The organism is Halorubellus sp. JP-L1, assembly GCF_011440375.1.
GTDB lineage: Archaea > Halobacteriota > Halobacteria > Halobacteriales > Natrialbaceae > Halorubellus.
This window is the reverse complement of record NZ_JAAOIR010000001.1, coordinates 509,892-533,884: the sequence shown is the minus strand read 5'-3', so window position 1 is coordinate 533,884 and position 23,993 is coordinate 509,892. Positions and strand designations below refer to the sequence as shown.

The 23,993-nt window shown below is 64.9% G+C and carries 26 protein-coding genes; 25 read left to right on the top strand and 1 reads right to left on the bottom strand.

The window, feature by feature from the left end; genetic code table 11:
• Positions 1-156 precede the first annotated feature (156 nt).
• From G9C85_RS02745 to G9C85_RS02730, 4 genes are all read left to right on the top strand, one after another.
• Complete coding sequence (locus tag G9C85_RS02745) at positions 157-303, top strand: hypothetical protein (protein WP_166036691.1); 147 nt, start codon at positions 157-159, stop codon at positions 301-303.
• Positions 300-1,388 carry a hypothetical protein gene (locus G9C85_RS02740; RefSeq protein WP_166036690.1) on the top strand — a complete coding sequence of 363 codons (1,089 nt, stop codon included), beginning with the start codon at positions 300-302 and terminating at the stop codon, positions 1,386-1,388. The genes G9C85_RS02745 and G9C85_RS02740 overlap by 4 nt, the downstream gene beginning before the upstream one ends.
• A gap of 221 nt (positions 1,389-1,609) precedes the next feature.
• A complete protein-coding gene (locus tag G9C85_RS02735; RefSeq protein WP_166036689.1) occupies positions 1,610-1,897 on the top strand; it encodes a hypothetical protein in 288 nt (95 codons plus the stop codon).
• Between the two features lie 113 nt (positions 1,898-2,010).
• Complete coding sequence (locus G9C85_RS02730; protein ID WP_166036687.1) at positions 2,011-2,583, top strand: hypothetical protein; 573 nt, start codon at positions 2,011-2,013, stop codon at positions 2,581-2,583.
• A gap of 278 nt (positions 2,584-2,861) precedes the next feature.
• On the opposite strand, the gene G9C85_RS02725 is transcribed toward G9C85_RS02730, so the two are convergent.
• The gene (locus G9C85_RS02725; protein ID WP_166036685.1) at positions 2,862-3,200 is read right to left on the bottom strand and encodes a hypothetical protein; all 339 of its coding nucleotides are present in this window, start codon (positions 3,198-3,200) and stop codon (positions 2,862-2,864) included.
• Between the two features lie 164 nt (positions 3,201-3,364).
• Here G9C85_RS02725 and G9C85_RS02720 point away from each other — a divergent pair, with 164 nt between their 5' ends.
• From G9C85_RS02720 to G9C85_RS02620, 21 genes are all read left to right on the top strand, one after another.
• Entirely contained in the window at positions 3,365-3,652 is a 288-nt protein-coding gene (locus G9C85_RS02720) for a hypothetical protein (protein WP_166036683.1), read from the top strand.
• Positions 3,649-4,194, top strand: coding sequence for a hypothetical protein (locus G9C85_RS02715; protein WP_166036681.1), 546 nt, complete (start codon positions 3,649-3,651; stop codon positions 4,192-4,194). Before G9C85_RS02720 ends, G9C85_RS02715 begins: the two co-directional genes overlap by 4 nt.
• Before the next feature lie 2 nt (positions 4,195-4,196).
• Positions 4,197-4,361 carry a hypothetical protein gene (locus G9C85_RS02710; RefSeq protein ID WP_166036678.1) on the top strand — a complete coding sequence of 55 codons (165 nt, stop codon included), beginning with the start codon at positions 4,197-4,199 and terminating at the stop codon, positions 4,359-4,361.
• A 59-nt stretch (positions 4,362-4,420) separates the two neighbouring features.
• Positions 4,421-5,137: a hypothetical protein gene (locus tag G9C85_RS02705; RefSeq protein WP_205254298.1), complete on the top strand. Its 717-nt coding sequence runs from the start codon at positions 4,421-4,423 to the stop codon at positions 5,135-5,137.
• Complete coding sequence (locus tag G9C85_RS02700; protein WP_166036676.1) at positions 5,130-6,725, top strand: hypothetical protein; 1,596 nt, start codon at positions 5,130-5,132, stop codon at positions 6,723-6,725. Before G9C85_RS02705 ends, G9C85_RS02700 begins: the two co-directional genes overlap by 8 nt.
• 3 nt (positions 6,726-6,728) lie before the next feature.
• Positions 6,729-8,522: a phage portal protein gene (locus G9C85_RS02695; protein ID WP_166036673.1), complete on the top strand. Its 1,794-nt coding sequence runs from the start codon at positions 6,729-6,731 to the stop codon at positions 8,520-8,522.
• 191 nt (positions 8,523-8,713) lie between these two features.
• The gene (locus G9C85_RS02690; protein ID WP_166036671.1) at positions 8,714-9,931 is read left to right on the top strand and encodes an XkdF-like putative serine protease domain-containing protein; all 1,218 of its coding nucleotides are present in this window, start codon (positions 8,714-8,716) and stop codon (positions 9,929-9,931) included.
• On the top strand, positions 9,931-10,863 hold the full coding sequence (locus G9C85_RS02685; protein ID WP_166036669.1) for a phage major capsid protein: 933 nt from the start codon (positions 9,931-9,933) through the stop codon (positions 10,861-10,863). Before G9C85_RS02690 ends, G9C85_RS02685 begins: the two co-directional genes overlap by 1 nt.
• A gap of 12 nt (positions 10,864-10,875) precedes the next feature.
• The gene (locus G9C85_RS02680; RefSeq protein WP_166036667.1) at positions 10,876-11,181 is read left to right on the top strand and encodes a hypothetical protein; all 306 of its coding nucleotides are present in this window, start codon (positions 10,876-10,878) and stop codon (positions 11,179-11,181) included.
• Positions 11,181-11,552, top strand: a complete 372-nt coding sequence (locus G9C85_RS02675; RefSeq protein ID WP_166036665.1) for a hypothetical protein — start codon at positions 11,181-11,183, stop codon at positions 11,550-11,552. Before G9C85_RS02680 ends, G9C85_RS02675 begins: the two co-directional genes overlap by 1 nt.
• A gap of 6 nt (positions 11,553-11,558) precedes the next feature.
• The gene (locus G9C85_RS02670) at positions 11,559-12,383 is read left to right on the top strand and encodes a hypothetical protein (RefSeq protein WP_166036646.1); all 825 of its coding nucleotides are present in this window, start codon (positions 11,559-11,561) and stop codon (positions 12,381-12,383) included.
• Positions 12,383-12,868 (top strand): hypothetical protein, encoded by a 486-nt coding sequence (locus G9C85_RS02665; protein ID WP_193570589.1) that lies wholly within the window; start codon positions 12,383-12,385, stop codon positions 12,866-12,868. The genes G9C85_RS02670 and G9C85_RS02665 overlap by 1 nt, the downstream gene beginning before the upstream one ends.
• Positions 12,865-13,413: a hypothetical protein gene (locus G9C85_RS02660; RefSeq protein WP_166036642.1), complete on the top strand. Its 549-nt coding sequence runs from the start codon at positions 12,865-12,867 to the stop codon at positions 13,411-13,413. The genes G9C85_RS02665 and G9C85_RS02660 overlap by 4 nt, the downstream gene beginning before the upstream one ends.
• Positions 13,414-13,447: 34 nt before the next feature.
• Entirely contained in the window at positions 13,448-14,377 is a 930-nt protein-coding gene (locus G9C85_RS02655; RefSeq protein WP_166036638.1) for a hypothetical protein, read from the top strand.
• Positions 14,378-14,383: 6 nt separating this feature from the next.
• Positions 14,384-14,893 (top strand): hypothetical protein, encoded by a 510-nt coding sequence (locus G9C85_RS02650; protein WP_166036636.1) that lies wholly within the window; start codon positions 14,384-14,386, stop codon positions 14,891-14,893.
• Between the two features lie 133 nt (positions 14,894-15,026).
• Entirely contained in the window at positions 15,027-16,295 is a 1,269-nt protein-coding gene (locus G9C85_RS02645) for a hypothetical protein (RefSeq protein WP_166036634.1), read from the top strand.
• 236 nt (positions 16,296-16,531) lie between these two features.
• Complete coding sequence (locus tag G9C85_RS02640; RefSeq protein ID WP_166036633.1) at positions 16,532-17,131, top strand: hypothetical protein; 600 nt, start codon at positions 16,532-16,534, stop codon at positions 17,129-17,131.
• 3 nt (positions 17,132-17,134) lie between these two features.
• Positions 17,135-18,289 (top strand): hypothetical protein, encoded by a 1,155-nt coding sequence (locus G9C85_RS02635; protein WP_166036631.1) that lies wholly within the window; start codon positions 17,135-17,137, stop codon positions 18,287-18,289.
• 11 nt (positions 18,290-18,300) lie between these two features.
• Entirely contained in the window at positions 18,301-18,966 is a 666-nt protein-coding gene (locus G9C85_RS02630; protein WP_166036629.1) for a fibronectin type III domain-containing protein, read from the top strand.
• Positions 18,967-19,490: 524 nt separating this feature from the next.
• Entirely contained in the window at positions 19,491-20,870 is a 1,380-nt protein-coding gene (locus tag G9C85_RS02625; protein ID WP_166036627.1) for a hypothetical protein, read from the top strand.
• 45 nt (positions 20,871-20,915) lie between these two features.
• Positions 20,916-23,621 carry a fibronectin type III domain-containing protein gene (locus tag G9C85_RS02620; RefSeq protein WP_166036624.1) on the top strand — a complete coding sequence of 902 codons (2,706 nt, stop codon included), beginning with the start codon at positions 20,916-20,918 and terminating at the stop codon, positions 23,619-23,621.
• The last annotated feature ends 372 nt before the right edge of the window (positions 23,622-23,993 follow it).

Sequence of the window (23,993 nt, the reverse complement as noted above, 5' to 3'; positions counted from 1 at the left end):
ATAGTTCTCAAGCCGTCACCAGCCGGAGCGGGGTGGCCGCATGATCGAGTGTCCCGCCTGTGGCCACCGAGGCGACTGCTGTTATCGCTGCGAAGACTGCGGGAATGACCTCGTCGACGAAACCAGCACCACGACCGCCGAGCAGGAGGTGCCCCGATGAGCGCCCGTACGGGCTGCACGCCAACGATGGTCTGCCCCGACACCGGCCGGATCATCGCACCAGGCTGGCGGCTTCAGGACGCCCGCGTCGAGTGTCCGCACTGCAATCGCGTCCACCGCCTGGACGAGGTGGTCGCCCGATGACGTTCAGCATAGACTTCGACCCGGCCGTCGACGACGAGACGCCCCTGGAGGCGTGGGAGCGTCGCGTCGACAGCAGCAAGGTCAAGCTCACCCCGGAGACCACGGTCGAGCAGATCGCCGACGCTTACTCCGACGTCGACGACGCCACCGCCGAGCGCCTCGTCGGGAGGGCAATCCAGAACGCCCTCGCGTCCGGCGACACCACTGGCGTCGTCCTCGAGGACTTCCCCGCCGTCGACGACGTCGACGTTGATACCACTGAGGACACCACGAACGGCGCCGAGGACGATTCGTCCGACGGAGACGTCCCGTTCCACAAGCGCCGCGAACAGGAGGCACCCGACCCAGCCCCTGAGCCGGAGCCAGTCGAAGCGGACCAGCAGCCAGCGTCCAGTCCAAGCCCAGGGGATGAGGCCCAGGATGAGACGTCCGAGGACCCGGCGTCAGAATCGGACGGCCAGGCCAACCAGGGCGAACTCCGGGAGCGCGTCGACAAGCTCGAATCGCAGGTGACGGAGCTCGCCGCGCTCACCGATGCCCTCCACAAGCAGAATCGCCAGCTCGCCCAGGTCATCGTCGGCGAGGACACCGTCTCCACTGCGGTGGACGCTGATTCGATGACTGACGTGTGGACGCGCTCGCGTGACCTCGACGAGCGCGTCACGGATCTCGAGCAACGTGTCGCGATGGTCCGTAGCGATGGGAGCGGGACCGCCGACGATCCCGACGGGCGGGCACGGATCATCCGGCAGACGCTCTACAACAAGGCGTCCAGCAAGGACTCTGGCGAGGCCACCCTCACGCGAGACGGCGTAGACTCGCGTCTTGGCGGCGGTCTCCACCGCGACACGGTCCTGGACGCGATGAAGCGTGCCGCGGACGGACACGACGCGTCGAGCGACCACGACGAGCTCGGTTATCGCCCGATCAACGGGGCGACGTCGCTGGAGCCAGTCGAGAGCATCCAGTTCGTGCGTGGCGAGCGCCGGAACCAGCAGAGTTGCGTGGTGATGGATCTGTCTGATGCGACGGGTGGAGAGGTGCGTCAGAATCTGACGACGAAAGATAGCGAGGAGGGGGCCTAACAGATGCCTCGATCACGGGTCGGGAAACCTCCGCCTCTCGACATGCTCTAACCTCCACCCAACCACTCTCTGTAAACATGTGTTCGGTAGCGGTGGGTGCGTTAGCGAGAGCGTAGCGGAGCGTCGTGGAATCGACGCGTCGAGCTGGTGACGCGGACGTTCTCCTCGTCGTCAGATTCTGACGCAAACTCACGCGGATCGAGACAACCCAGCAACCCCAGATGCCAGCGCCCAACACCACACACGACCACGAGATCATCCAGACCGTCGAGGAGCTGTACGCCGACCCCGAGAACCGCGACCGTGCCGAGGGCGGCGTCGCCCCACAGACCGTCGCATCCCACCTCGGGATCGCCCACGCCACCGCGACCGACCGTCTCCGCGACCTCACCAAACAGGGCGACCTCGAGCAGTGCGACGGACTCGAACCCGGCACCATGCGCCCGCGGAAGAGCTACGCGCCCTCTGAATCCCCCGACGGGGGAGGGGGGAGAACTGGGGGTTCCTAACGCTTATGCCACACAATCCACCATCATCTGGTAACGACGCACCGACACAGTCCGTCGTCGAGGCCACCTGTGACGCGGCGGGCTCCCAGATAGCCCTGCGTCCGTTCTCCGAGATGTCAACGACCACCACCAGCCAGCAGACCGCACTCACCGAGTTCGTGCCCGAACCTTCAAGTCTCGGCTTCGAGCCCGACGAAGCGTTCGACGAGCTCGTCCTCGACGAGCCCGACGTCTGCAACTCGTGCTTCGCCGTCATCAAGCGCGACCACCGCCGTGTCGGCGCCGGCCAGAGCGGGCACGACGAAGTCGAGCACGGCGAGACCGGAGCCCGCCTCCGCTTCAACACCGACAACGAGGACGACGACGGGATGGAAGACCTCGTCCTAGAGGCAACCGGCACGCACGGCGAACTCTCGACGTACCCCCCGCGGACCGTCTGCGGAGAGTGCGGCGCGATCGCGGGCCGGTCACCCTCGGAGACGCTCTCCCGACGGGAGGCACTCGCGCGTGTGTCCACCCTCGCCCGGCGCCTCGAGGAGCATGGGCTCCTGGTGTGCGAGCGAGCGATGCGAACGGCCGTCCGTCACGGCAAGTCCCTGGACGAGCACGCTGGCAAGGACATGGACATCTTCCGGGCGGCCGCTGCGCTCGGCATCAAGCACGGTCGCGGACTGGCATCCCGATGACGGCCACGCGTGGCTTCCACATCGCACGGCCCGAGGGCTACTGACCGCTCCCGCGATCGAGGCAGGCGGCCGCGGCGAACCATCATCCCTGGACGTCGGGTTCGCATGTCACGACACGCGACCGCTTCTTCACAGGACCAGCTGCCTGCCACGGGTCGGCAATCGACTGGGCGTCGCACTTGAGTGGCGCTGCCCCGGGGATAACCTGGGATGCGACCGCGAGAGACCGCGACGCGCGGTGAAACCCCGCGCCGGCCATTCCGGTTTTGGAGAATTTGTTACGGATTCCGGTCTGGACGCTCGATGACTTTCGCAACTGAGGTTATCGCCCTGAAATCAGGCGGTTCGTCAGTAATCTCAACAACCCCTTCATCGGCGTCATACCTGACATATTCGGCCTCGCTGACTCTCGGGAGGCTATCGTGGTGTAACTCCACCTTTACATCCCGAAACTTCTCCTCGGTGATGGGCACTTGCCCTGGATCCGCCTCCCACTCGCCGACCTGTGCTGCTAGATCCCCTACGGAAACCGGGCCCTCCTGCTCCTCAAGGTAGTAGAGGGCGTACCGGCACCGTTCTTTGCTCAGGAGGTCAAAAAGCTGGTCCAGCGAGGTCATCCCCCATAATAGATCACCCAGAAGCAAAGCGGTTGTGACTTACTGACACCACCATAGTACCCGGACCGAGACCGGACACCGCCCGAGACTCCTTCTCTGATCATGGCTTCCACCCCTGGGCGGCAGGCGGTTCAACTCCGCCTCCGGGCCTGACGGATGCGACCATGTCCACGCACAGACCAACCCTCAAACAAGAGCTCGCCGAGTACAACTCGCGCCTCGACTACTGCCTACGGAGCCGATACCGGATGACGCTCAAGACGTTCAAGACCCTGAAGGCACTCGTCCAACTGGTCGGCGCCATCGCCGGCATCTACGCGATGCACCTCGGCGCCGACCCCATGACAGCCTTCGCGATCACCGGCGCCATCATCGTCGGCCCCGAATCCATCGAGTACCTCATCGAAGGCCAAGGCCCCACCCAGAACAACGACGACGGAGACAGATCGTGACCCCCGCGGACGTCCTCATCTGGCTCCTCGCCCACCCCGACCTGACGGCGACCGTCGCGACCGCCCTCGCCGGGAGCGCCGGCGCCGCCCGCCACTACCGGAAGACGGGGCGCGTCCCCCTGTCGAGTCTCCCGTGGCGCGCCCTCCGCCGGCTCGGCTACCACCTTCGCCGGCGCTTCTTCAGCACGCCGAAGCCCCCGATAGATGCCCTCGGCGCCATCCAGGGCAACCTCGAGGACGTCCGAGTGGCGCTCGGGCAGCAGTCCTACGAACCAGGCTGGCTCCTCTCCTATCACTACAAGGGCGAGGATCTCAACGCGCGACGCTACTTCTACGACCCCAGCCTCGAGTACCCACACCGCCAACTCCACATCCGAGGCTGGGACCGCGGCGACCACGTCGCGATCGACGCCCACGAGGAACCCGCACCACTCCAGCACCCACGAGCACACCTTCGCGAAGTCGACATGCAGGACGCCACCGCCTGGGTCACCGACGCCTACGACGCTGGGAACGGCCTCGACCCCCGCGGCTTCCAGTAACCATGTGGGAATGCTCACTCCGCCTCGTCGAGGACTGCCGCGAGAGCGGGCTCTTCGACGCACCCCACTCGGTCGACGGCGAAGACGCCTGCGGACCCTGCGCGACCGAGGCGAAACGCCGCACCAAGGACGCCGAAGCCGACCTCCCCTGGCGGATCACCGGCTGACTCGAGAGCCACTTAAAGTATAAGTCCAGTCAGAACACCCCAGAACACTCTCCCCTACCATGTCAACCCGCGACCGCCGTGTCACGCTCGCCCTCAAATGGCACTACCTCGACAACCTCGACGTCAGTGACATCCAGGAGCGCTTCGAGGCCGAGGGAATCGGCTCCTACGCGGCATCCACCATCCGCGGCTACCTCAACGAGGAGCCGAAGGAGGCGGTCATCGAGCAGATCGAGAAGGAGAACGCGGACGTCCGCCTCCAGGTCGCCGAGCGCGAGGAGCGCATGTACCAGCGCGCTCGCGACGCCGAAACCCAGGCCACCGAGGACGAGCCGATCAAGCGCGTGGTCCCGCAGACCCAGCAAGTCCCGCTCGACGCCGACGGCCCAGTGAAGGCGCCGGGCTGGGAGCGCGTCGACCCAGAGGACGAGGATTACCTGGAGTGGGCGGAGCCCCGGGACGTCATCATCCGGTTCACCGACGAGCGTCGCCAGGTTCATCCTGGCGAGTCGATGCCGGTGAAGGCGATCGACGGGTCGCCGAAGTACACGAGCGAGTTCTGCGGGGTGCGTCGCGACCAGCCCGATCTCAAGGGGCAGGCGATGGCGCGCCAGGAACAGAGCTCGCACCTCGAGGCGAAGGCGGACGTCCTCGGCGTCTACCAGACGGACATCAACATGCAGGTGGACGGCGACGTCGATCACTCCGTGGAGCTCCCCGAGGAGACTGCCGCGGCCATCCGCGAAGCAACCCTCCAGGAGGACACCAATGAGTAGCACAGCCGGCGACCCCTCGCAGACGGAGGTGGAGCTGTCGCGTGCGGAGATCCGCGCGGCGTACAACCCCTTCGAGCACGGGTGCTGGCTGGACTTCGCGAACAAACTCACCCAAGGCTACATGCAGGCGGAGTACGACGACTGGAGTCCACTCGGCGACCACCACGAACAGTGGCTCCGACACCTGGCCGGCGAGGCCGACGTCGACGGCGACCTCGCACTCCTCTGTCACCGCGACGGCCTGAAGACCACGATCATCACCGCGTTCGCGGTGGCGTGCCTCGAGTACCTCGACGGCTACCGCGTGATCTGGGCGATGAACACGATGGATCAGGCCTACGAGAAGGCCGACCGCGAACTCAACAAGTTCATCGACCGAAATCCGTGGCTGCTGAACCTCAACAAGCCCCGGGACACGGACTCGAAGAAGACCAAGGAGTTCGCGAACGGCTCATCGCTCACGACGGGCTGGCTGAAGGGCGCAATCGAGGGGGCCCGCGCGCATCTCCTAATCCTGGACGACATAATCAAGGAGCAGGGTGACGGGGAGACCGAGAGCGTGCTTAACTGGGTGGACGGCGTCGCCCAGCCGATGGTCAAGGACGACGGTCGCACCGTGATGGTCGGCACCCGGAAGCGCCCGGACGACATCTACAACCACTACCGCGACTACGAAGGCTACGCGCTCCGCGAGTTCCCCGCCATCCTCGACACGTGGGACCAGGAGTTCCGAGAAGACGACGACTGGCAGGCCCGCCGCCCCGATCCCGCGTACTACACGGAGGTCAACAGTCCGTGGCGCGACGGGGAGACGCTCCAACTCCTCTGGCCTGAGGCTCGCGGCCCAGAGTGGCTCGCGGACAAGCGCACGAAGATGGCGGACTACCTCTTCTGGCGCGAGTACACCCTCACCATCCAGGGCGCGAGCGGGAACCTCATCGAGAAGAGCGACGTCGACCAGCTCGTCGACGACGACGGCTGCTCGATCCGTGGCCGCGAACCTCCACGGGAGCTGACGCCTGGTGCCGGCGAGGCGACCGTCGTCGCGCACGACCCCGCGCAGAGCGACACGGGCGACCTGGCGGCGTTCGTCGCGTTCCGCGTCGGTCGCGATGGCCGCCGACGCCTCCTGGACGCCCACGCCGCCCAAGGCATGCAGCCCAGCGAGATCCGCGCGACCCTGATGGACTTCGACGACCGCTTCGACCCGGCCGTGGTCGTGATCGAGTCGAACGGGATGCAGCAGTACGTCGCGAACGACGCCGTCGAGTTTAGTCCGTCGCTGCGCGCGAAGGTGACCGGCATCCCCACCACAGGCAGGAAGCACTCGTGGGAGAACGGAATCCCGCGATTGCGGACGCTCGTCGAACAGGGCGGAATCCAGTTCTACCGCGGCCACGGCCCGACCGAGGACTTCATCCAGGCCGCACTCTCGCTGACCCTCCAGGGTGGGCGGCTTGAGGGGCACACGCCGGACTACATCGCGGCCTGGTACATGGCCGAGCAGGGAATCCGGCGCCTCGAGGAGATCGGCGCGCTCGACGGCGCCGATGACGACGCGGACGATACAGGGGTTTCAGGGATCTAATCCATGACTGACGACATCGAAACTGGCGCATACAGCGAGGGGTCGTACCGGTCGATCACCAAGGACGTCGCGGCGAAGGCCGAGGAGACCCAGCAGCTCGACGATAAGTACAAGGAGAAGATCCGCGGCGGTGCCATCCAGCCGCCGTTCTACCCGCCGCAGATGGCGCGACTCCTCGAGATCAACCCCACGCACGCGAAGTGCTGCTTCTCGAAGTCTCGGAACGTCGCCGGCTACGGCCTCGAGATCGTGCCGCATCCCGACGTCGACGAGCCCGACGAGAGCCAGCGCCAGATCGCCGAGGACTTCTGGCATAACGAGGACTCGACGTGGCAGGTCGGCCCTGTCGACTCCGAACGCTCCACGCCCGCGGACGTCCTCGAGATGGCGTGGACTGACTACGAAGCGATCGGGTGGCTCTCCATCGAACTCCTTACCAGCACGGACGGAACGCCGACCGGGCTGGCGTGGGTGCCCGCGATGACCATCCGCCGCCGTCGCGATAAGCCCGGATACGTGCAGCTGCGGCGGAACCGCCTCCAGTACTTCGGGAACGCCGGCGATCGCTACGAGAGTCCGGGGGCGTTCGTCGACAGCGAGACCGGTGAGAGCGGGCGCTCGGTCGCGAACCCCGCGAACGAACTCATCTTCAAGCGCAACCACAGTCCGCTCTACACGCACTACGGCGCGCCCGACATCGTCCCCGCAATCCCTACCGTCCAGGGCGACGACGCGGCCCGGGAGTTCAACATCGACTTCTTCGAGAACAACGCCGTCCCCCGGATGGCCGTCATCGTCGAGGGCGGCGAGCTCACCGAGGGCGCCCGCAAGGACATCCACGACCTCCTCCACGGGATGAAGGAGGAAGATCACCGGACAGTCGTCCTGGAGGCGGAAAAACTCCTCGAGGACACGGGCCAGATCCGGATGGACGAGGACGCGGACGACCTGAAGATCCGCGTCGAGCCGCTGACGGTCGGCATCAACGAGGACGCGAGCTTCCAGGAGTTCCGCGATCGCAACGAGCACGAGATCCTGAAGACCCACGACGTCCCGCCGATCGAGGCCGGCCAGATCAAGAGCGGGGCGTTCTCGACGGACGCGGAGGCCCAGCGCAAGGGCTACATCGAGACGGTCATCCAGCCGAAGCAAGACCAGTTCGCACAGCTCCTCTACGAGACGGTCCACGACGCGCTCGGCGTCACCGACTACACGATCGAGTTCCAGACGCGCGGCGTCGACAGCCGACTGACGGACGCGAACGTCGCCCAGACACGCATCGCGGCCGCCCGTGGCGCGATGACGGTGAACGAAGCCCGCGCCGAGCTCGACCTGGAGCCGCTCGACGACGAGGAGATGGGGGAGACGCTGCTCGCGAACATCGAGGACACCAGCACGGATCCACGCCGCGACCCGAATCGAGCGAAGTCCCTTGAGGCGGTGACGCCGCCGGAATCGAACTCGCTCGGGAAGCGCACGGATGTCACGTTGAAAGGCCAGGTCGAGACGATGCAGTTCGACTCCTCGAATCTCCGCGCCGGGCTCTACGATCGGTCGTCGAACGACCTCTACATCAAGTTCCGGCGCGACGAGGGCATGGACCCGATCTACATCTACCGGTTCGTGACGCCGTCGACGTGGGAGGAACTCAAGGACGCCACGTCGCACGGGAGCTACCACTACCACAACATCCGGATGGCGTACCCCTACGAGCGCATCGGGATGGGCGAGTGGCCCCAGACCGGGCGCGCGGCGCCATCCGAGAACGCCACCGTGAGGCGGTTCATCGAGACGTAGCTGGCGGCTGCCGATGACCCAGGGAGATCCCCGACTCCCCTGAGCGAGGCTCGACCGGGAGCTGATTCATGACCGACAACAGCGACAAAGAGCGCAGCGAGAAGCGCGGCGTCCTCGCCACCGGTCGAGCCCGGAAGACAGAGGACGCCGTCGCGGACGCTGCCGACGACGAGGACAGTGAGGACTGACACATGACCGAGCAGAAGAGCGAACAGCTCACCAAGCGCGTCGCGTTCAAAGAGGCCGACGACGACCGCCAGATCGCGACCGGCGTCGTGATGGTCCCCGACAAGGTGGACCTCCAGGGCGACTACGAGCGCCCCGATACCATCCGCGACCTCGCGGAGGGCTTCATGACGCGCCTTTCGAGCGGCGACTCCGAAGGCGGTGTGATGCACGCGGCCTTCCCGGACCACTCGACGCTCGTCGAGAACACCGTCCTGGACGAACCACGCGAGATCGGGGGCGAAGACGTGCCCGCCGGCGCGTGGGTGCAGAGCTGGAAGTTCGACGATAGCGAGCTCTGGACGCTCGTCCGCGACGGCATCCTCTCGGGGTACTCGATCGGCGCGAACCAGGTCGAGTGGAGCGACCCCATGGCACAGGACGACCTCCCGGACGACGTTGCTGTCGCAGAGGGCTATCCTGAGGACGAACCGGTCTGGGAGCTCGAGGATGCGGCCGTCGGTGAGGTGTCGGCGGTCGACATCCCGGCAGTGCCGGACGCGGAGATCCTCCAGACCAAGGACGCGACCGAGAAGCGTGTCGCAGACTACCTCGGCGACCGTGAGGGCTTCATGGCGGAGATGGCCGAGCGTGGCCACTCCGACGGCGAGGCCGAGCGCCTCTGGAACTACCTCCAGCGCGCCGTCGACGAAGACGTCGACGTCGACAGCGTCGACGAGGAGTCAGCGGGCTGGATCGCTCGCGCGAAGGCGTTCTTCACGAAGGGCCCCGGCGCGCCCGCCGGTAAGACGGACAGTGTGACAGACGAGACGGCCGCCACGGATGGCGGCAGTTCTGACGGTGGCAAAGACGCCGCCGACGAAGACATGACGAACGACGAGAACGAGCCCCCTGAGTGGGCCAAGGACCTGCAGGACAGCATCGAAGCAAACAGCGAGCGGATCGAGGACGCCCTCGAGGCCAGCGACGACGACGGCGGTGAGAAGAACGCCGGCGGTGAAGGCGAGGAGGGCGGCGAGAAGGACGCATTCGCCGAGGCCCCGGAGTGGGCGAAGGCGCTCAAGGAGGAGACCGAGAAGAACGCCCAGCGGATCGACGACGTCGCGATGGCGTCCGGCACCAGCCAGCAGATCGACGGCGCCGGCGCGAGCCAGCCGTCCAACCGGAAGTACTCGAGCGACTGGGACAAGACCCTCGGCCTCCCCAACGGTGGTGACGCCTGATGTCGGGCGAGCGCATCTCGAGCGAGCGGTCGCTCAACAAGGTCACCACGAGTGACTTCAGCGGTGGCGGTCTCCTGAACCGCCAGCAGTTCGACGAGTTCTTCCAGATCGCCCAGGACTCCGCGCAGATCATGGACGATGTCCGCTTCGAGCGCCTGAAGGGCCCGAAGCAGCAGATCGACCGCATCGGCGTCGGCGAACGCCTCCTCCGGGAGGCCACCGAGGCCACCGCGGGCTCGCTGAACACGCCGAGCACGGAGTCCATCGACATGGACGCAGTGAAGATGGAACTCCCGTGGGAGGTCTCGATGGAGACCGTCGAGGACACCATCGAAGGCGAGGGCACCGCGGACATCCTCGTCGAGAAGTTCGCCCGCCAGTTCGGTGTCGACTCCGAGGACCTCGCGTTCAACGGCGACACCACGAGCGGCGACGCGTTCCTCTCGATCAACGACGGCTGGATCAGGGACGCCGAACAGCAGGGGCCGGCGGCGAACGTCGACCATCAGAACGCGACCATCGACAAGTCGGTGTTCAACAACCTGATGACGTCGCTGGACGCGAAGTACCGCCGGAACCCCGAGGACCTCGTGTTCATCACGAGCCTCAACCAGAAGCAGAACTACAAGGACTACCTCACCGACCGGTCGACGGCGGCCGGTGACGCGATGCTGATGACGGGCGAGGAGCCGACGCCGTACGGGCGCCCGATCGTCACGCCCGTCGGGTTCCCCGACGACCGTGCGATGCTCACCACGCCCATGAACCTCGTCTGGGGCGTCCACCGTGACGTCAACATGCGCGTCACCCAGGAGGGCGAGGCGGTCGTGAAGCGCGACCTCTACGGGATCTACAACCTGCTCGCTCGCACCGACTACAAGGTCGAGGCCGCCGACGCGGTCGCGCTCGGCCAGAACATCGCGACCAGCTAACGAGGGTGACAGATGGGAACCACCGTAACCCGTGACGACCATCGCTGGGTCGGCAACCAGCGGGAAGTCACGGCTGACGTCACCTTCGACGCATCGTACACCAACGGCGGTGAACCTCTCTCGGCGAGCGACTTCGGGCTCTCGACGATCGAGAACCTCACCATCGAGTCCGCGCTGACCGACGGCGGGCTCCCCGTCGAGTGGGACGACGACAACGAGGTGCTGGTCGTCTACGACGGCTCCCACAGCGAGCAGGCCGCTGGTGCGGCCGCCGTCGACGGTGAAGTGGTCCGCGTGCGCGTTAAGGGGCGGTCCTGATGGCGCGCGTCCGCTACACTGGGAACGCTCGTCGGTACCGACTCACGAACAGCGATGTCGACGTCCACGAGGACGATCCCGAGGTCGATGTCGACGAGGAGACTGCGTCGTACCTCCTGGAGGAGACCGGGCAGTTCGAGCGCGTCGACGAGGCCGGGACAGCGGACGACGATGTCCACGAGGAGGACGGCCCGCCAGACGCTGCGTCGGCGCCGATCGACCCGAGCGACTATACCGTGGGCGAGCTCGAAGCCCAGATCGACGACGCCGACTACAGCGACGACGACCTCACCGTGATCCGCGCCGCGGAGGCCCAGGGGAAGAACCGGAAGGGTGTGCGTGGCGCCCTCGACGTACGCCTGGAGGACTAACCAGCGATGCCCACGGGGTACTGTACGGTCGACGATGTCCGGCGAGCGCTCCAGGAGACCGTCACCGAGTTCGACAGCGGAGCCTGGGGGGCTTCCAACCATCAGGTCGTCGTCGACGCGATCACCGGCCAGACCGAGTGGGTCCAAGAGTCCACCCACCGGCACTGGTACGAATCCACGGAGGTCTCCGAGGACGACGAGAACGTCCTCCCCTCCGGCCCGCTGACGCACACCGAGGACGAGCAGGACATCCCGACGCGCGCGTTCCTGACGACCACGGAGACCGACCGGTCCAGTTACTACCCGCCAACGTGGGTCGACTACGACCCCGACGACAACCCCGACCCGAACTACGGGGAGATGGACGGACTGTCTCCACAGCAGCACCGCGGGCCGTTCACACGCGTCTCGCTCTTCCGGCGAGACGTCCAGACACTCTCGGAGCTGTTCGTGCTCTCGTCGACCGGCTACGAGGACTGGGTCGCCAGCGACGACTACACGGAAGGGAAGGCCGGCGACTACTACCTGCACGTCGACGGCTCCTCTGGCCTGACGCAACTGTATCTCGACACGAACAGCCTGGACTCCGACCTCGAGAATTACGCGGGGGCTGTGCTGGCGACGTACGACTATGGCATCGAAGGCATCCCACAGACAGTGCGACGGGCCGTCGCGTTCCGCGCTGGGTCCGAGTTGCTGATGGACGATCAGGCCGCACTCGGGATCCCCGAGAACAGCCAGCTGGTGGCCGCCGAGTCGAAGAAGCAGGCGATGGAGGATCGTGCCAGCGAGTTGCTCGAAATCCATCTCGCTGATAGCGGGGGTCCGTGATGGCGACGCTCGAACGCGGCTTCGAGGACGATCTCCGCGAGGCCGTGATGGACGACGTCGAGGCGACGCTCGTCGGCGAGGAAGCGAACCTCGTCTACGAGTTCGTCGAGCTCGTCCACGCCAGACTCCGGTCGTACGGTGAGCGTCACGGCTACGACGTCGAGTCGACGATCGACTCACTCGGACAGCCCGAGGTCGACCGGTCCGAGGGGCGGATCGAAGTCACGATCGGGTGGGAGTCCGAGCAGATGGCGCGCTGGGAGTTCGGCACGAGCGACCACACGGTCGAGGGCGACCCCCTGAGCTTCGTCTGGCACGACCCACCCCAGTGGGTGCGCGAGGAGTTCGATCAGGCCCGCGGCGGTGGGGGCCAGTTCGAGTCGGGGTACCGCGTGTTCCTCCAGGAGACCGAGCCATCGGGGATCGAGGAGTCGCGCGCGATCCGTGACGCCCTGAACGGCCTCCGTCGGGTGATGCAGGCGTGACAGCCCCCGACGTCGAGTGGGTCCTGAATCGTCTCGGCGCCGTCGTCGATAGCGTCTCGACGGACTACTCGCTCGCCACGGAGTTCAACGAGGACCCCGTCCGGCTTCGGCGCGTGGATCGGGACAACAGCCGGCTCTACGACGGCTCGGACACCCTCGACATGAGCGAGCCGCTGCACAAGCGCCAGGGCGCGCTCGAGGCGGGCTGCTACGTCGGCGCCGCGAACGTGGACGTCGCGCAGTCCCCGATCGGGACCGAGTTCGACCTGGACGTCGAGCACGTCGTCGGCGTCCGCCTCGAGGGCCTCCACGCCTCGAAGGCCGGGCACGTCGACCCCGAGGGGGCAGACGGCGTCCCGTGGGAGGTACTCAAGCAGCGCGTCCGATCGGCGCTGTACGACCAGCGGACGTGGCCCGACGCCGGCCATGCGAGCGTCGACTTCACGCACCTGATGCTCGCGAACCAGGCGGACACGTCGAGCAACTGGCGCGACTTCTATCGCTGGGACGTCGACGTCGTCTTCAGCGGCTTCGAAGCACTATGAGTTACGTAACCACCAGCACTGACGGAGGTACAGCATGACGGGCGCCGGCTCCGCGAGCCTGGCGTTCGCCCTCGAACAGAGCTTCCTCGGCGATCTTCGCGACGAGGACTCCGACGGCAACACGGACTACTACAAGTTCGGCCGGAACCCCCAGCTCGACGAGCTCGACCTGGACCGCCAGCTCGAACGCCTCGTCGAGGACGGCGTCGTCGAGTCGGTGGACTCGATCGCCGGGAAGGTCGATGGCGCCGTGGGCGTCACGGCGGTCGTCTCGAAGGACACCTTCGGGGAGGTCCTCGACTGGGTGTTCAACGACGGCGGCACTGCGTTCACGGACGGTCTCGCCCAGACGGGGCGGATCTTCGCCGGGGTCGACTACATCGGCGGCACCTGCGAGCGCGAGCTCGAGGGTGTTACGCCCGTGGACTTCGAGATCGCGTACGACGACGAGAACAACACCGTCACGTACAGCGTCTCGTTCCTCTACGCGGACGAAAGCAACGACTCGACGATCGACCCGACGAGCATCACGGGGCCGACCGACGGGAACGACGTCCCGTTTCACGGCTTCAGCCTCGACATCGACGGTACCACCGTCTCCAAGCTCTCGACGACGACCCTGTCGATCTCGAATATCAGTCGCTACCAGTGGGGAGCGAGCGAGATCGCGGAGGAAGCCGTGATGGCGCGCCCGGAATCGACGCTCGACGCGACCGCCATCTTCAGCGGGCCGTCGCGGCTCGAACTCGCGTACGGCGGGAGTGGCTCCTCGTCGCCGCAGGCGTCGATGTCCTCGGTCACTGGGACCGTCACGCTCTCCGTGGGCGGGTCGGACGTCGCGACGTTCAGTCTCCCGAAGCTGAAGCCGGCGACGTACTCGTGGTCGGACCTCATCGGGGAGGCCGACCTCACGGACCCGACCACGTTCCACGTGAACGGTGGCGTGTCCGTCTCCACGCCCTAACTCACCATGCCCCGGAAGACCCGCACGATCGACGTCGGAGAGAAGCACGACGAGCTCGACGCGCGCCTCGACGAGCTCGCCGAACAGACCGCGGCTGGCGACGCCGATCAGGACACGCTCCAGGAGGCGACGCGCATCGAGACGCACCGGGACGCGCTCGCCGAGGTCGCACGCGAGCACGGCGAGGACGCCATGATCACAATCGGGGCGCTCACCGCCGGCGAGTACGGTCGTGCCGAGGACTACATAAAGGCCTCCGTCGACGACGACAGCGACGCTGCCGACGGCGTCAGTCGGATTGTGTTCGTCGCGACCGGCCTTCAGGACGCTCCGTTCCTCGAGTCCGGTCAGAGTCACGAGGAGACGATCGCCGTCGTGAGCGATCAGAGTCCGGCGCTCGTGCAGTTCCTCGAGGCCGAGATCAACGAGGTGACGACGCCTGATGCGGGAAACTCGAAGAGCTTCGCCGAGTTGCTCGCGGAGAAGCAACGCCAGACGACGTCGACCGACGAGTGACCACGCAGTACGCCTGCGCTCTCCTCATGTCCGATGGGCATGATCCGCGCCAGATTCGCGAATACCGGTGGCGGGACGTCGAACGCTACCTCGCACTGAAGATGCTCATGCCAGATCTGGGAGGTGACCTCCTGTGACTGAGTTCGGCACGAAGGCCGTCCTGGACCTCGAGGTGAGCGACGCCAGCATCCGGAACGCACGCGCCGAGATTGAGGACGAACTCGGTGGCGTGTCGGTCGACGTCGACACGTCGACGTCCGGCCAGCTCGCCTCGAGCGCGAATGGGCGTGCGTCGAAAGAACGGGCGATGAGCCGCCAGCTGCTCTCGGACCAGGCGGACTCGGCGGAGTCGATTGCGGCGGACTCCGACGACCTCGTCGAGCTCGCGCACGACCGGAACGAGCTCCTCGAGGAGCTCGTCGAGACCGCTGCAGGTGGAGGTGCGGGAAGCTCGCTTCGTCCTCGGAGTGGCAGCGGTGGTGGCGGTGGTCTGCTCGGGGGAGGGATGCTCCTGGGTGCTGCGGCTATCGTCGGCGCCCTGACGTCGTTTTCGTGGCCGGATCTCCCGTCGCTCGAGATGCCGGATGCGCCGAAGATCAGGATTCCAGACGGCAGCGCGTTCCCTGATCTCGACGTTGTCGACAACCCGCCGAAGCTGGATGTGACGCCGGATCTCCCAGCGCTCGGGATCGAGGAGCCTGATTGGCTCCCAATCACCGTCAACCTCCCCAGTGGCGACGGGAGTGGGTCGGGTGCGACAAAGTTGGCAGCGGCAGGCGCTGCTGGTGGTGGACTCGCCCTACTCGCGAAGGCACTCGGCGGAAGTGCGTCAAGCGGCCTTGGAGCTTCAGCAAGTGCTACGGCTGGAACCGGATCGCTTCTCAGTGTTCTGGGTATCGCGGCGCCGGCGGTTGCGGGGTCACAGATGCAAGCGCCGTGGAAGGCAGGCGACGAGAAAACCCCTCGGAATAGCGTCCTGGGTCAGGGCACGATGACGTTCGGGATCAAGCCGCCGAATCTGGTGGAGATGTTCGGCGGGAATGGTGACTCCAATGGGACTCAGCAGCGCGTGAACCCGACAGGGCAGGCGCAGGAACGTGCACAGGCGAATATCCCGTCGTTCCTCACGTCAGGCTACAGTCGCGGGACCGTCGACACCATCCGCGAAGCCCGGCAGAGTAACTCGGACGTCTACCGGGACGACATCCGGCGTCGACGCACCGGCGCGTTCGGTGGGAACCGAGCTCGTGAGTCTCGAGAAAGCGGGAACACGACGATCGACGTCACGAACAAGATCACCATCGATGCCCAGAGCCTCTCGAAACTCGAACGCGAGCTAAAGCGTGAGATGGAACAGGTGCGTCGCGACCTCGAACGCATCAAAAACTCCAGACGAGTCTAATCCGCTTCGCGTTTTCGCATGTTGTCCCATTCACCTACCCCCAGCCCGAGAGCGGAGGATATTAGGCCAATTCCGGCACCTTCGACCCCCCACCACGAGTAGAACAGTAGCGTCACCCCCACAGCTGCTAGAGTATATATTAGAAGTCTGATTGGACGGCTTACGGGCATACTTGCCGAGGTCGGCCGCCCGGTTGATAAATCTAAGCGCAAAGCCAGACAGCACTCCCTTAAAAGATGACCTACGTCAACCCGACCCTTACCATCCCGGACGCCAAGATCGACGGCCAGACAGTCACAGGAAAGTTCGTTTTTCCTACCAATGTTCGGTATGAGATTGGTGCCGAGGTCGACCCAGTCATCCAGGACTCCGGCACGATCCGCGCAATTTCCAGTCTCGTCCTCGACTACCTCGAGGGCGACGACGACGTCAGCCTCGGCGAAAGCAACCGACAGCAGCTCTCCCTCGACAAAGGCCTCGGCCTCCACACCGTCACCTTGGACTTCCAAGGCTACACTGGGAGTCCACACCAGTGGGGCGACACCGGCAACGGCGGCACCACCACCGACGCCACGAGCGAAGATATTCACGCACAAGTCTCAGTTCTCGACCGCTACCTGATGAAGACCGAGATCGACTCGGGAAACCCCGCAACACTCGAGATCGCCGAATACTCGGAGCCTGGTCGCTACGAGCCACTATCCGTGGTCGTTCGCGACCCGAACTTCACGTTCGACTCCGTCGAGGAGTCCAGCGTCTGGGACGGCTCCATGACGTTCGTCGAGACCCTCGACATCGAGTCCTACACCTCCGGTACCCCGCAGTCACCCCAGTAACTTATGCCTGAGACACTCCAGTTTTCGACGCTCGTCTTCCCACAAGCCGGGCGTGACCGGCAGGAGCGCTCGAATCGACAGAACATCGCCGCGGAGGGCGCGCTCGCTGGCGGCGCCAGCATCGTTGAGGACATCTCGAGTCTCCCCGGCGAGCAGACGCTGAGCGGGGCCTACCTCGGCGACTACGCCAAGAAGCAGACCGACGAGCTCGACGAGCTCGTGAGCTCGCCGGACATCGGTCCGATCCCCGTGTTCGCGCCAGACGGCGAGACGTCGCTCGCGGGCTACTACGTCCTCGAGAGTGGCCGGACCAACCCGGAGACCGCGCAGAGCGACAGCCTCCAGCGGTTCGACGTCGGCCTCACCCAGAAGGGCACTCGGAACAAGCACTGGCGGATGGTCGCGACGAACCCCACTCAGGTCCAGAACGACTTCGGGAGCACGCAGGCGTCGCGCGTGGCCGTCCCGGGTGCGGCGTCGAAGGTGCAGTGGGTCGATCGGGAGACGGGCGAGACGGCGCTCGCGAGCGGGGACGTCGTCGCGACCGCCAGCGGCGAGTGGGCGGACGTCGACCTCTTCGACCCCTACACCGACGACCCGCTCGGCGCGTCGGAGCCGGCGCTCATCTACGATGTCCCGTACGACGTCGAGGAGGGCGTGGACGTCCGCGTCTGGGATACCCGCGGTCACGACTCGAAGCTCGACAGCGACGGTGACGTCCAGTGGTCGAAGGTCTTCTCGCCGGACCACGACTACTCGGGAAATCTCGTCGCGGACACCGGGCGGCTCCGGGTCACGTTCGACGAAGAGGGGTCGCCCGGGATCAGCGCCCAGCGCTGGAACGCGGTATCGGAGGCCTGGGAGAGTGTTAGTCCGAGCACGACCGATTGGGAGGTCCTGGACGTCGACGTCGTCGGCATCGGCCTAGAACGTGTCGACGCGTACGTCCTCTTCAGCAACTTATCGACGGGCGACATCTTCGCACTTGATGCCGCGATCAAGCGCGGTCTCGAGGATGTTCTCTGGACAATTCCCGGGAACTCGTCGGGGCCAGTTCCCTCGGGGCTTGATGACCTCCTGGACCCGACCGCGTCGCCGCGCGTCATTGACGCGTCGGAGTCGAAGCAGCTGCATTCGCGTCGTAGCACTCGCGAATAACCCCTGTCCTCATGCCTACTGCACCCAGTAATCTGGCGGCCAGTCGCGGCGGCATCGGCGAGATCGCCCTCGCCTGGACGAATACCGAGACCTACGAAACCGTCGAAGTGTATCGTTCGGCGACGCCGGGCTCGGTTGTCGACGACTACGAGCTCGCGGAGGTCGTGGACGGCACGACGGAGGCGTACACGGACACGGACCGCCGTGACGGGGAGCGCCTGTACTACCGCGTCGCTGGCGTTACAAACGGAACACGGTCGACGCTTTCGAATGAGGCGGACACAGTCACGAGACTCCCGACGCCGATGGACCTCGCTGCCGCACCGGGATCAACCTCGATTGACGTGTCGTGGACGACGAATCACGACGCTGGGTGGACGCGAGTTGAGTACCGGCCGTCAGACGTCGACACCTGGACGCAGGGCCCTACCGTCGACGTCGACGACGACTCCACGGCCACCCTCACTGGGCTTCGAACTGGCGAAGAGTACAAAGTTCGCGCCCTTGCGATCACCGAGCACCTCGAACGGGTCGACGGCACGCTTTACGTGCTCGCTGGCGAAACTGAGCCGGTTGTGAACGACGATAGCACTGAGTTCTATGCCCAGATCGTGTGGGAAGAAACTGGCCAACTCGTCATCGAGGACGCCGCTACTATCGGCCTCACGGAGATATAATGATCCACTGCATTGACCTTCGGAACGAGAATGGTACAGTTGCCGGCGGGGCAGCGGTGGGGCCGTCTGCGGTGTACTCTGGAGAAGCGGTGGCCGTTCACGTCAAAGAGACATTGCTTATGGGCGAACCTTTTTACCAATTGGTAGGTACAGGTCACTATGCGAAATTCGGTATCCCTTTCTCGGCGGACGCTTTTGGCTGTTACTGGGACAAGTGTTGCCGTCGCGGTTGCCGGATGTAATGAAACGGAGAGCCAAGTCTCGAGTACTGAAGCGACGGTGTCAACTAAGCCACAATCTCCTACAGAGACACTCGACATCACCGCCGACAATACAACCACCGTATCGACGAAATCCACGTCGGCACAGCCAACATCGGCTACGAGAACGCAATCAAACGATCTCGTAATCCAAAATGGCGAGACGAAAATTGGTTCGTCAGAGTTCTACGAGCGTATCGTGTGGGAAGCAACTGGCCGGCTCGTCATAGAGAACGGCGCTGGCATCGGCCTCACGGAGACAGAATGACTAACGACATCGAACTTCGGAACGAGAACGGCAAGATCGTCGGCTACGACAGTAATGGAAACAAGGTCCCCGTTACCTTCGAAGACGGAGCGTTTGATTCGGTAAGTACAGACGAAGCATCGGTCGGATCGTCGCCAGTAAGTCGCCCGGTCGTGTCGAACCAAAATACCACCGTTTACGTCGACCCAGTCAACGGCAGCGACACCGGCGATGGGACTCAATCAAATCCAATCGCGACAATCCAGGAAGCGGTCGACCGGTGCCCGATTTACCTGCGCCATCAGTACACGGTCGATCTGACAACGTCGCCATCTCTCCCGGTGACGTACGATGAGGATGTCCTGATTGACTCGGTTATCGGGACTGGACAAGGAGGTATCAATGACAGCTTGGCAGATGAGGCAGGCCCGGTCGTAAACCTGCTACTTGACGGGGATAGCGACACCCCCAGCAACGTCGAAGTCGGGAGTATAACTGTCGGTAGCTGTGTCGGCACGGCTACCCCCAGGATTGATGGCGTTCACATTCTTCGGGAAGGCCCTTATTACGAGGAGCTGAATGGCATTGCGTTTTACGGAACAGAAGAGGGGTCAGTCTGGAACGTCGAATTTGACGGCGGGACGACGTTCACGCGCGGTGTACTGGCGTACGCGTCGGGTCTTGATGTCAGGGATGTGGATGTGTCCAACTGTGACATCGGACTGTCCTCCAAGCGAGGAGGGCATATCCAATGTCAACGAACCACCGGAAACGCGAACGAAAAAGCGCATAATGCAACCGAATCCTCGACGATAATTATCTCCGAGAGTTCTGCATCTGCTCCCGATCCCCCTGGGTCGTGGTTTGGGTCGACTGCGTACGACATCGATAACCGGCGTCTATATCGAGATTCCCAGCGAGAGCGGAACTGGTACAGCCTGTTCACAACGACCGATACTGACGATACGACCACGTTTGACGTCGACACCGGGTCCCTACCAGAATCACCTGAAGCGATGCTCGTCGATCTATACTTAGAGACGCCCAGCACATCGTCGGGAACTGTCGATATGCGGGTCAATGGTGTAAGTGCCTCGGACTACCTATATACGGACATATCCGGAACGACGAGTACCGGGGAGAGCGAGATTAAGCTTGGTGGATTCGGCGGAAACGAATCCGCGTATGGGCAGTTGCTGGTCTCGTCTGCAAATTCGATTCTATCAGGTGACAAGTACGTCAGCGTCGCCCAGTCGAACGGGTTCAGCGCGGGGAGCGATACGATGCAGGTTGCGAAATTAAACAGACTCCAACCAGAAGTCGACAGTCTGAGAATTTGGTCGAACACGGACATGGTAGGGCGCATGGACGTCTACGGATACACATTCGGAAAGTAGTGAAGCTCACTGAACAGCTGTCCCATTCCTCAATACTACTTAAAAATGCCAGTTACAACTCAAACAGAGCTACCGGGCGTCCAGAACCTACGAGCAGATGCCTCAGAATCGAGTTTACTCACCGCCCTCGTCGACGACACTATCACGCACGGCACGTACCGCTGGCAGTACCGTGTCTACAACTCCGGCGACGACTGGACGGAACTCGGCACTACTGACCACGATACCAACGACCTGGCCATCACGGGGCTGACTGTCGGCGAGGAGTACGCGATTCGAGCCCGCACCGAAACCGAACACGCAATCACGGCGTACGTAGAAATCTCACCGGTCAGATTGATTGCCGGCCCTACCGACCTCTCCACAGACACCGTGACGGCATCAAGCGTCGACCTCTCCTGGACGGACAACACCACCACCGAGGATGACTACGTCCTGCTGCGCGCTCGCGAGTACGCCGATGGCTTCGAACCGTACCGCGAGCACACCGTCCTCGCCCCCGACACGACGGCGTACACGGACACCGCGCTGGTGCCGGGCGAGACGTACCGGTACAAGGTCCGCGTCCGGACCGAGCACGTCTTCGCCGACAGCGGCGTCGAGGAGATCACGGCGGGGTCGATCGGGCTCGAGCAGGGCCGCGTCCCGGCGAGCGGCTGGCACGTCGAGCTCGAGCATCCCGACGGGCGGACGGTGCGGCCGACGGTCGCGGGCGACCCCGAGCGGTCCCCCGCGTTGAACGGTCTGCCGACGGTGCGGATCCCCGTGGAGGACGACCGGGACTGGACCGCGTCGGGGTGGGAGCAGGCCGCGATGCGCGTCTGGCACGACGGCAGGCGGGAGCCGATCGACGAGGTCACGGACATCGACGTCGACGTCGGCGAGGCGACGGCCGTCCTGGAGGGCGTCGGCGGCACCGAACTCGAGCAGACCGTGGAGGTGTCGGTCGACTCCCAGCCCGGGCACGACCTCGCCACCGACCTCATCACGGACAACACGCCGTATGCGGCGAACGTCGACGACCCCGCGTCGAACAGTCAGGGCGAGACGCTGATGCAGGCCGCGGACTCCTCGGCGGACTTCTCGGGCGTGACGACACTGTCGTCGACGGACCCGGTCGTGATCGAGGGTGGCGAGCTGGCGCTCGCGCAGTCGTGCTGGGTGACCGAAGGCGAGAACGCGACCGTCCAGGGCGGCGGGAACATCCCCCTGAGTGGGGCGTCGAACGGCGCCGTCCACCAGCTCGACGCCGCCGGCGAGTACCTGGAGCTGGACTTCGATGTCGACTACCGCGTGCCCGCGTCAGCGATCGCGGTCGCCGTCCGGATGTGGGAGGATAGTGGGTCGCCGGCGTGGACGGCGTACTTGAACGGTGACCCGATCGACACCGTCTCGGGTGGCGTCGGGATCAACAAGGACTGGGACTTCCTCGACGGGTCGACGTTCGACGGCGACGGCTACGACGGCCCGGACCTCACCCCGGGCGGGAACCCGCACACGTTCCGCCTCGAGGTCGACTCTGCTGCCTCCGACGAGGAGTTGTTCGTGGACGTCATCGCGCCCCACGACTCCCGATTCTCGTACACGTTCGACAACACGCTCGATAGCAATGACGCCCTCGCGGGGCCGGAGAAGAAACCCGACGAGTTCGATGTCGTGTTCGATGTCGCGACGAGTGTGTATTCCGTGACGGACGGCCGTGTGGTTCTTGAGATGGATGACGTATCGGGTGCACAGGCAGTTGCGGCCTCGAACGACGGTGGGTCGACGTGGACGGAAGCATCCAACACCGAGACTCTCGACACAACGTTCGGGAGCGCTGGCAGCAGCATCCGTGCTCGGGTGACGCTATCCAGGTATGGTTCGTCGTCGACGACGCCGACGCAGGGGACGCAGGGGCAGGCGATCGACTCCATCAACGTCTACGCCGAGCTCGAAGACATCCCAGTCGTGGAGAACCGGCGCCTCGAGGGGAGCCTCGTCGACGTCCTCTCGGAGATCGCGCGGGACGGCGACTACATCTGGGAGTACCGCCGCAACGCGGACGGCACCGAGAGCGTGGAGTGGACCCAACCCGGCCAGCGCTCGGGCGAGCTCCGCGGCGCCGTCACGAACGCGAGCGTGACGAAGCAGACCGGCCAATTCACGACGAAGGCGATCGTCGAAGGCTCCGCGCAGCAGCGGAGCGGGGAGCGCGTCTCCCTCCCCCACGGCACGTGGGTCGCGCTCGATCACGACCGAGTCAAGCCTGGGAAGGAGGCGGTCCGTGACCCGAGTACGGGCGACGAGTACACGCGGGGGGCGGACTACGAGATCGACAACCTCGACGGGGAGCTGAAGGCGCTCTCGTCAGGGTCGATCACGGACGGGCAGGAGGTGGCGGTCGACTACCCGTTCGAGACCCGCGGCGAGTACGCGAGTGGGCAGTGGTCGGGGGATGCGCGCGAGCTCACGAAGCAGACGTTCCCGGGGTTGACGACGGATCGGGCGTGCCAGCAGGGTGCGCTCCGGATCGTTCAGGAGACGAGCGAGCCGCTCTGGGAGGCCGAGGTCACGGTCGAGAATCAGGTCGGGTGGCGGCTCGTCGAGGCGATCAACCCCGACGTCCTCCCGGGCGACGAAGCGCTCGAGGTGTGGTCCGTGGAGGCGTCGCCGCAGGGCGTCCGGCTATTCCTGGGCTCGCGGCCGCGGCTGTCGGAGGTCGTCGATCGCCTCGAGCGCCGGGTCGAGGCGACGAGCCGCCGTGTGTAGTGTCGTCGGTTGAAGTTGTGTGAGGGGGTTACTGACCAGCCTAATATCTTTGTGCCCAGGCTTAACCCCATTCGCATGACTGTTCCTACTGGTGAGACCAGGGCCGTCGCTCCCAAATCCCAGATGGGGACAGGCCCACCACGACTGACTGAGTAAGAGCTCCCTAGGGGGAAACAAGACGGCCCACCTCTCACCGGCCTACAGAGGCACCCCACCCCCAAGCCCCATTTCCGGTCGGAGGGACCTGACATGGTAGCCTCCGACCGTTTTCTTTCGAGGTCTATAGCCCTGGGTCGGAACGGACTCGAGCGACGGGTCGAGGCGACCAGCCGTCGGGTGTGAATTCGGTTTGAGGTTACTCTTCGTACAGCA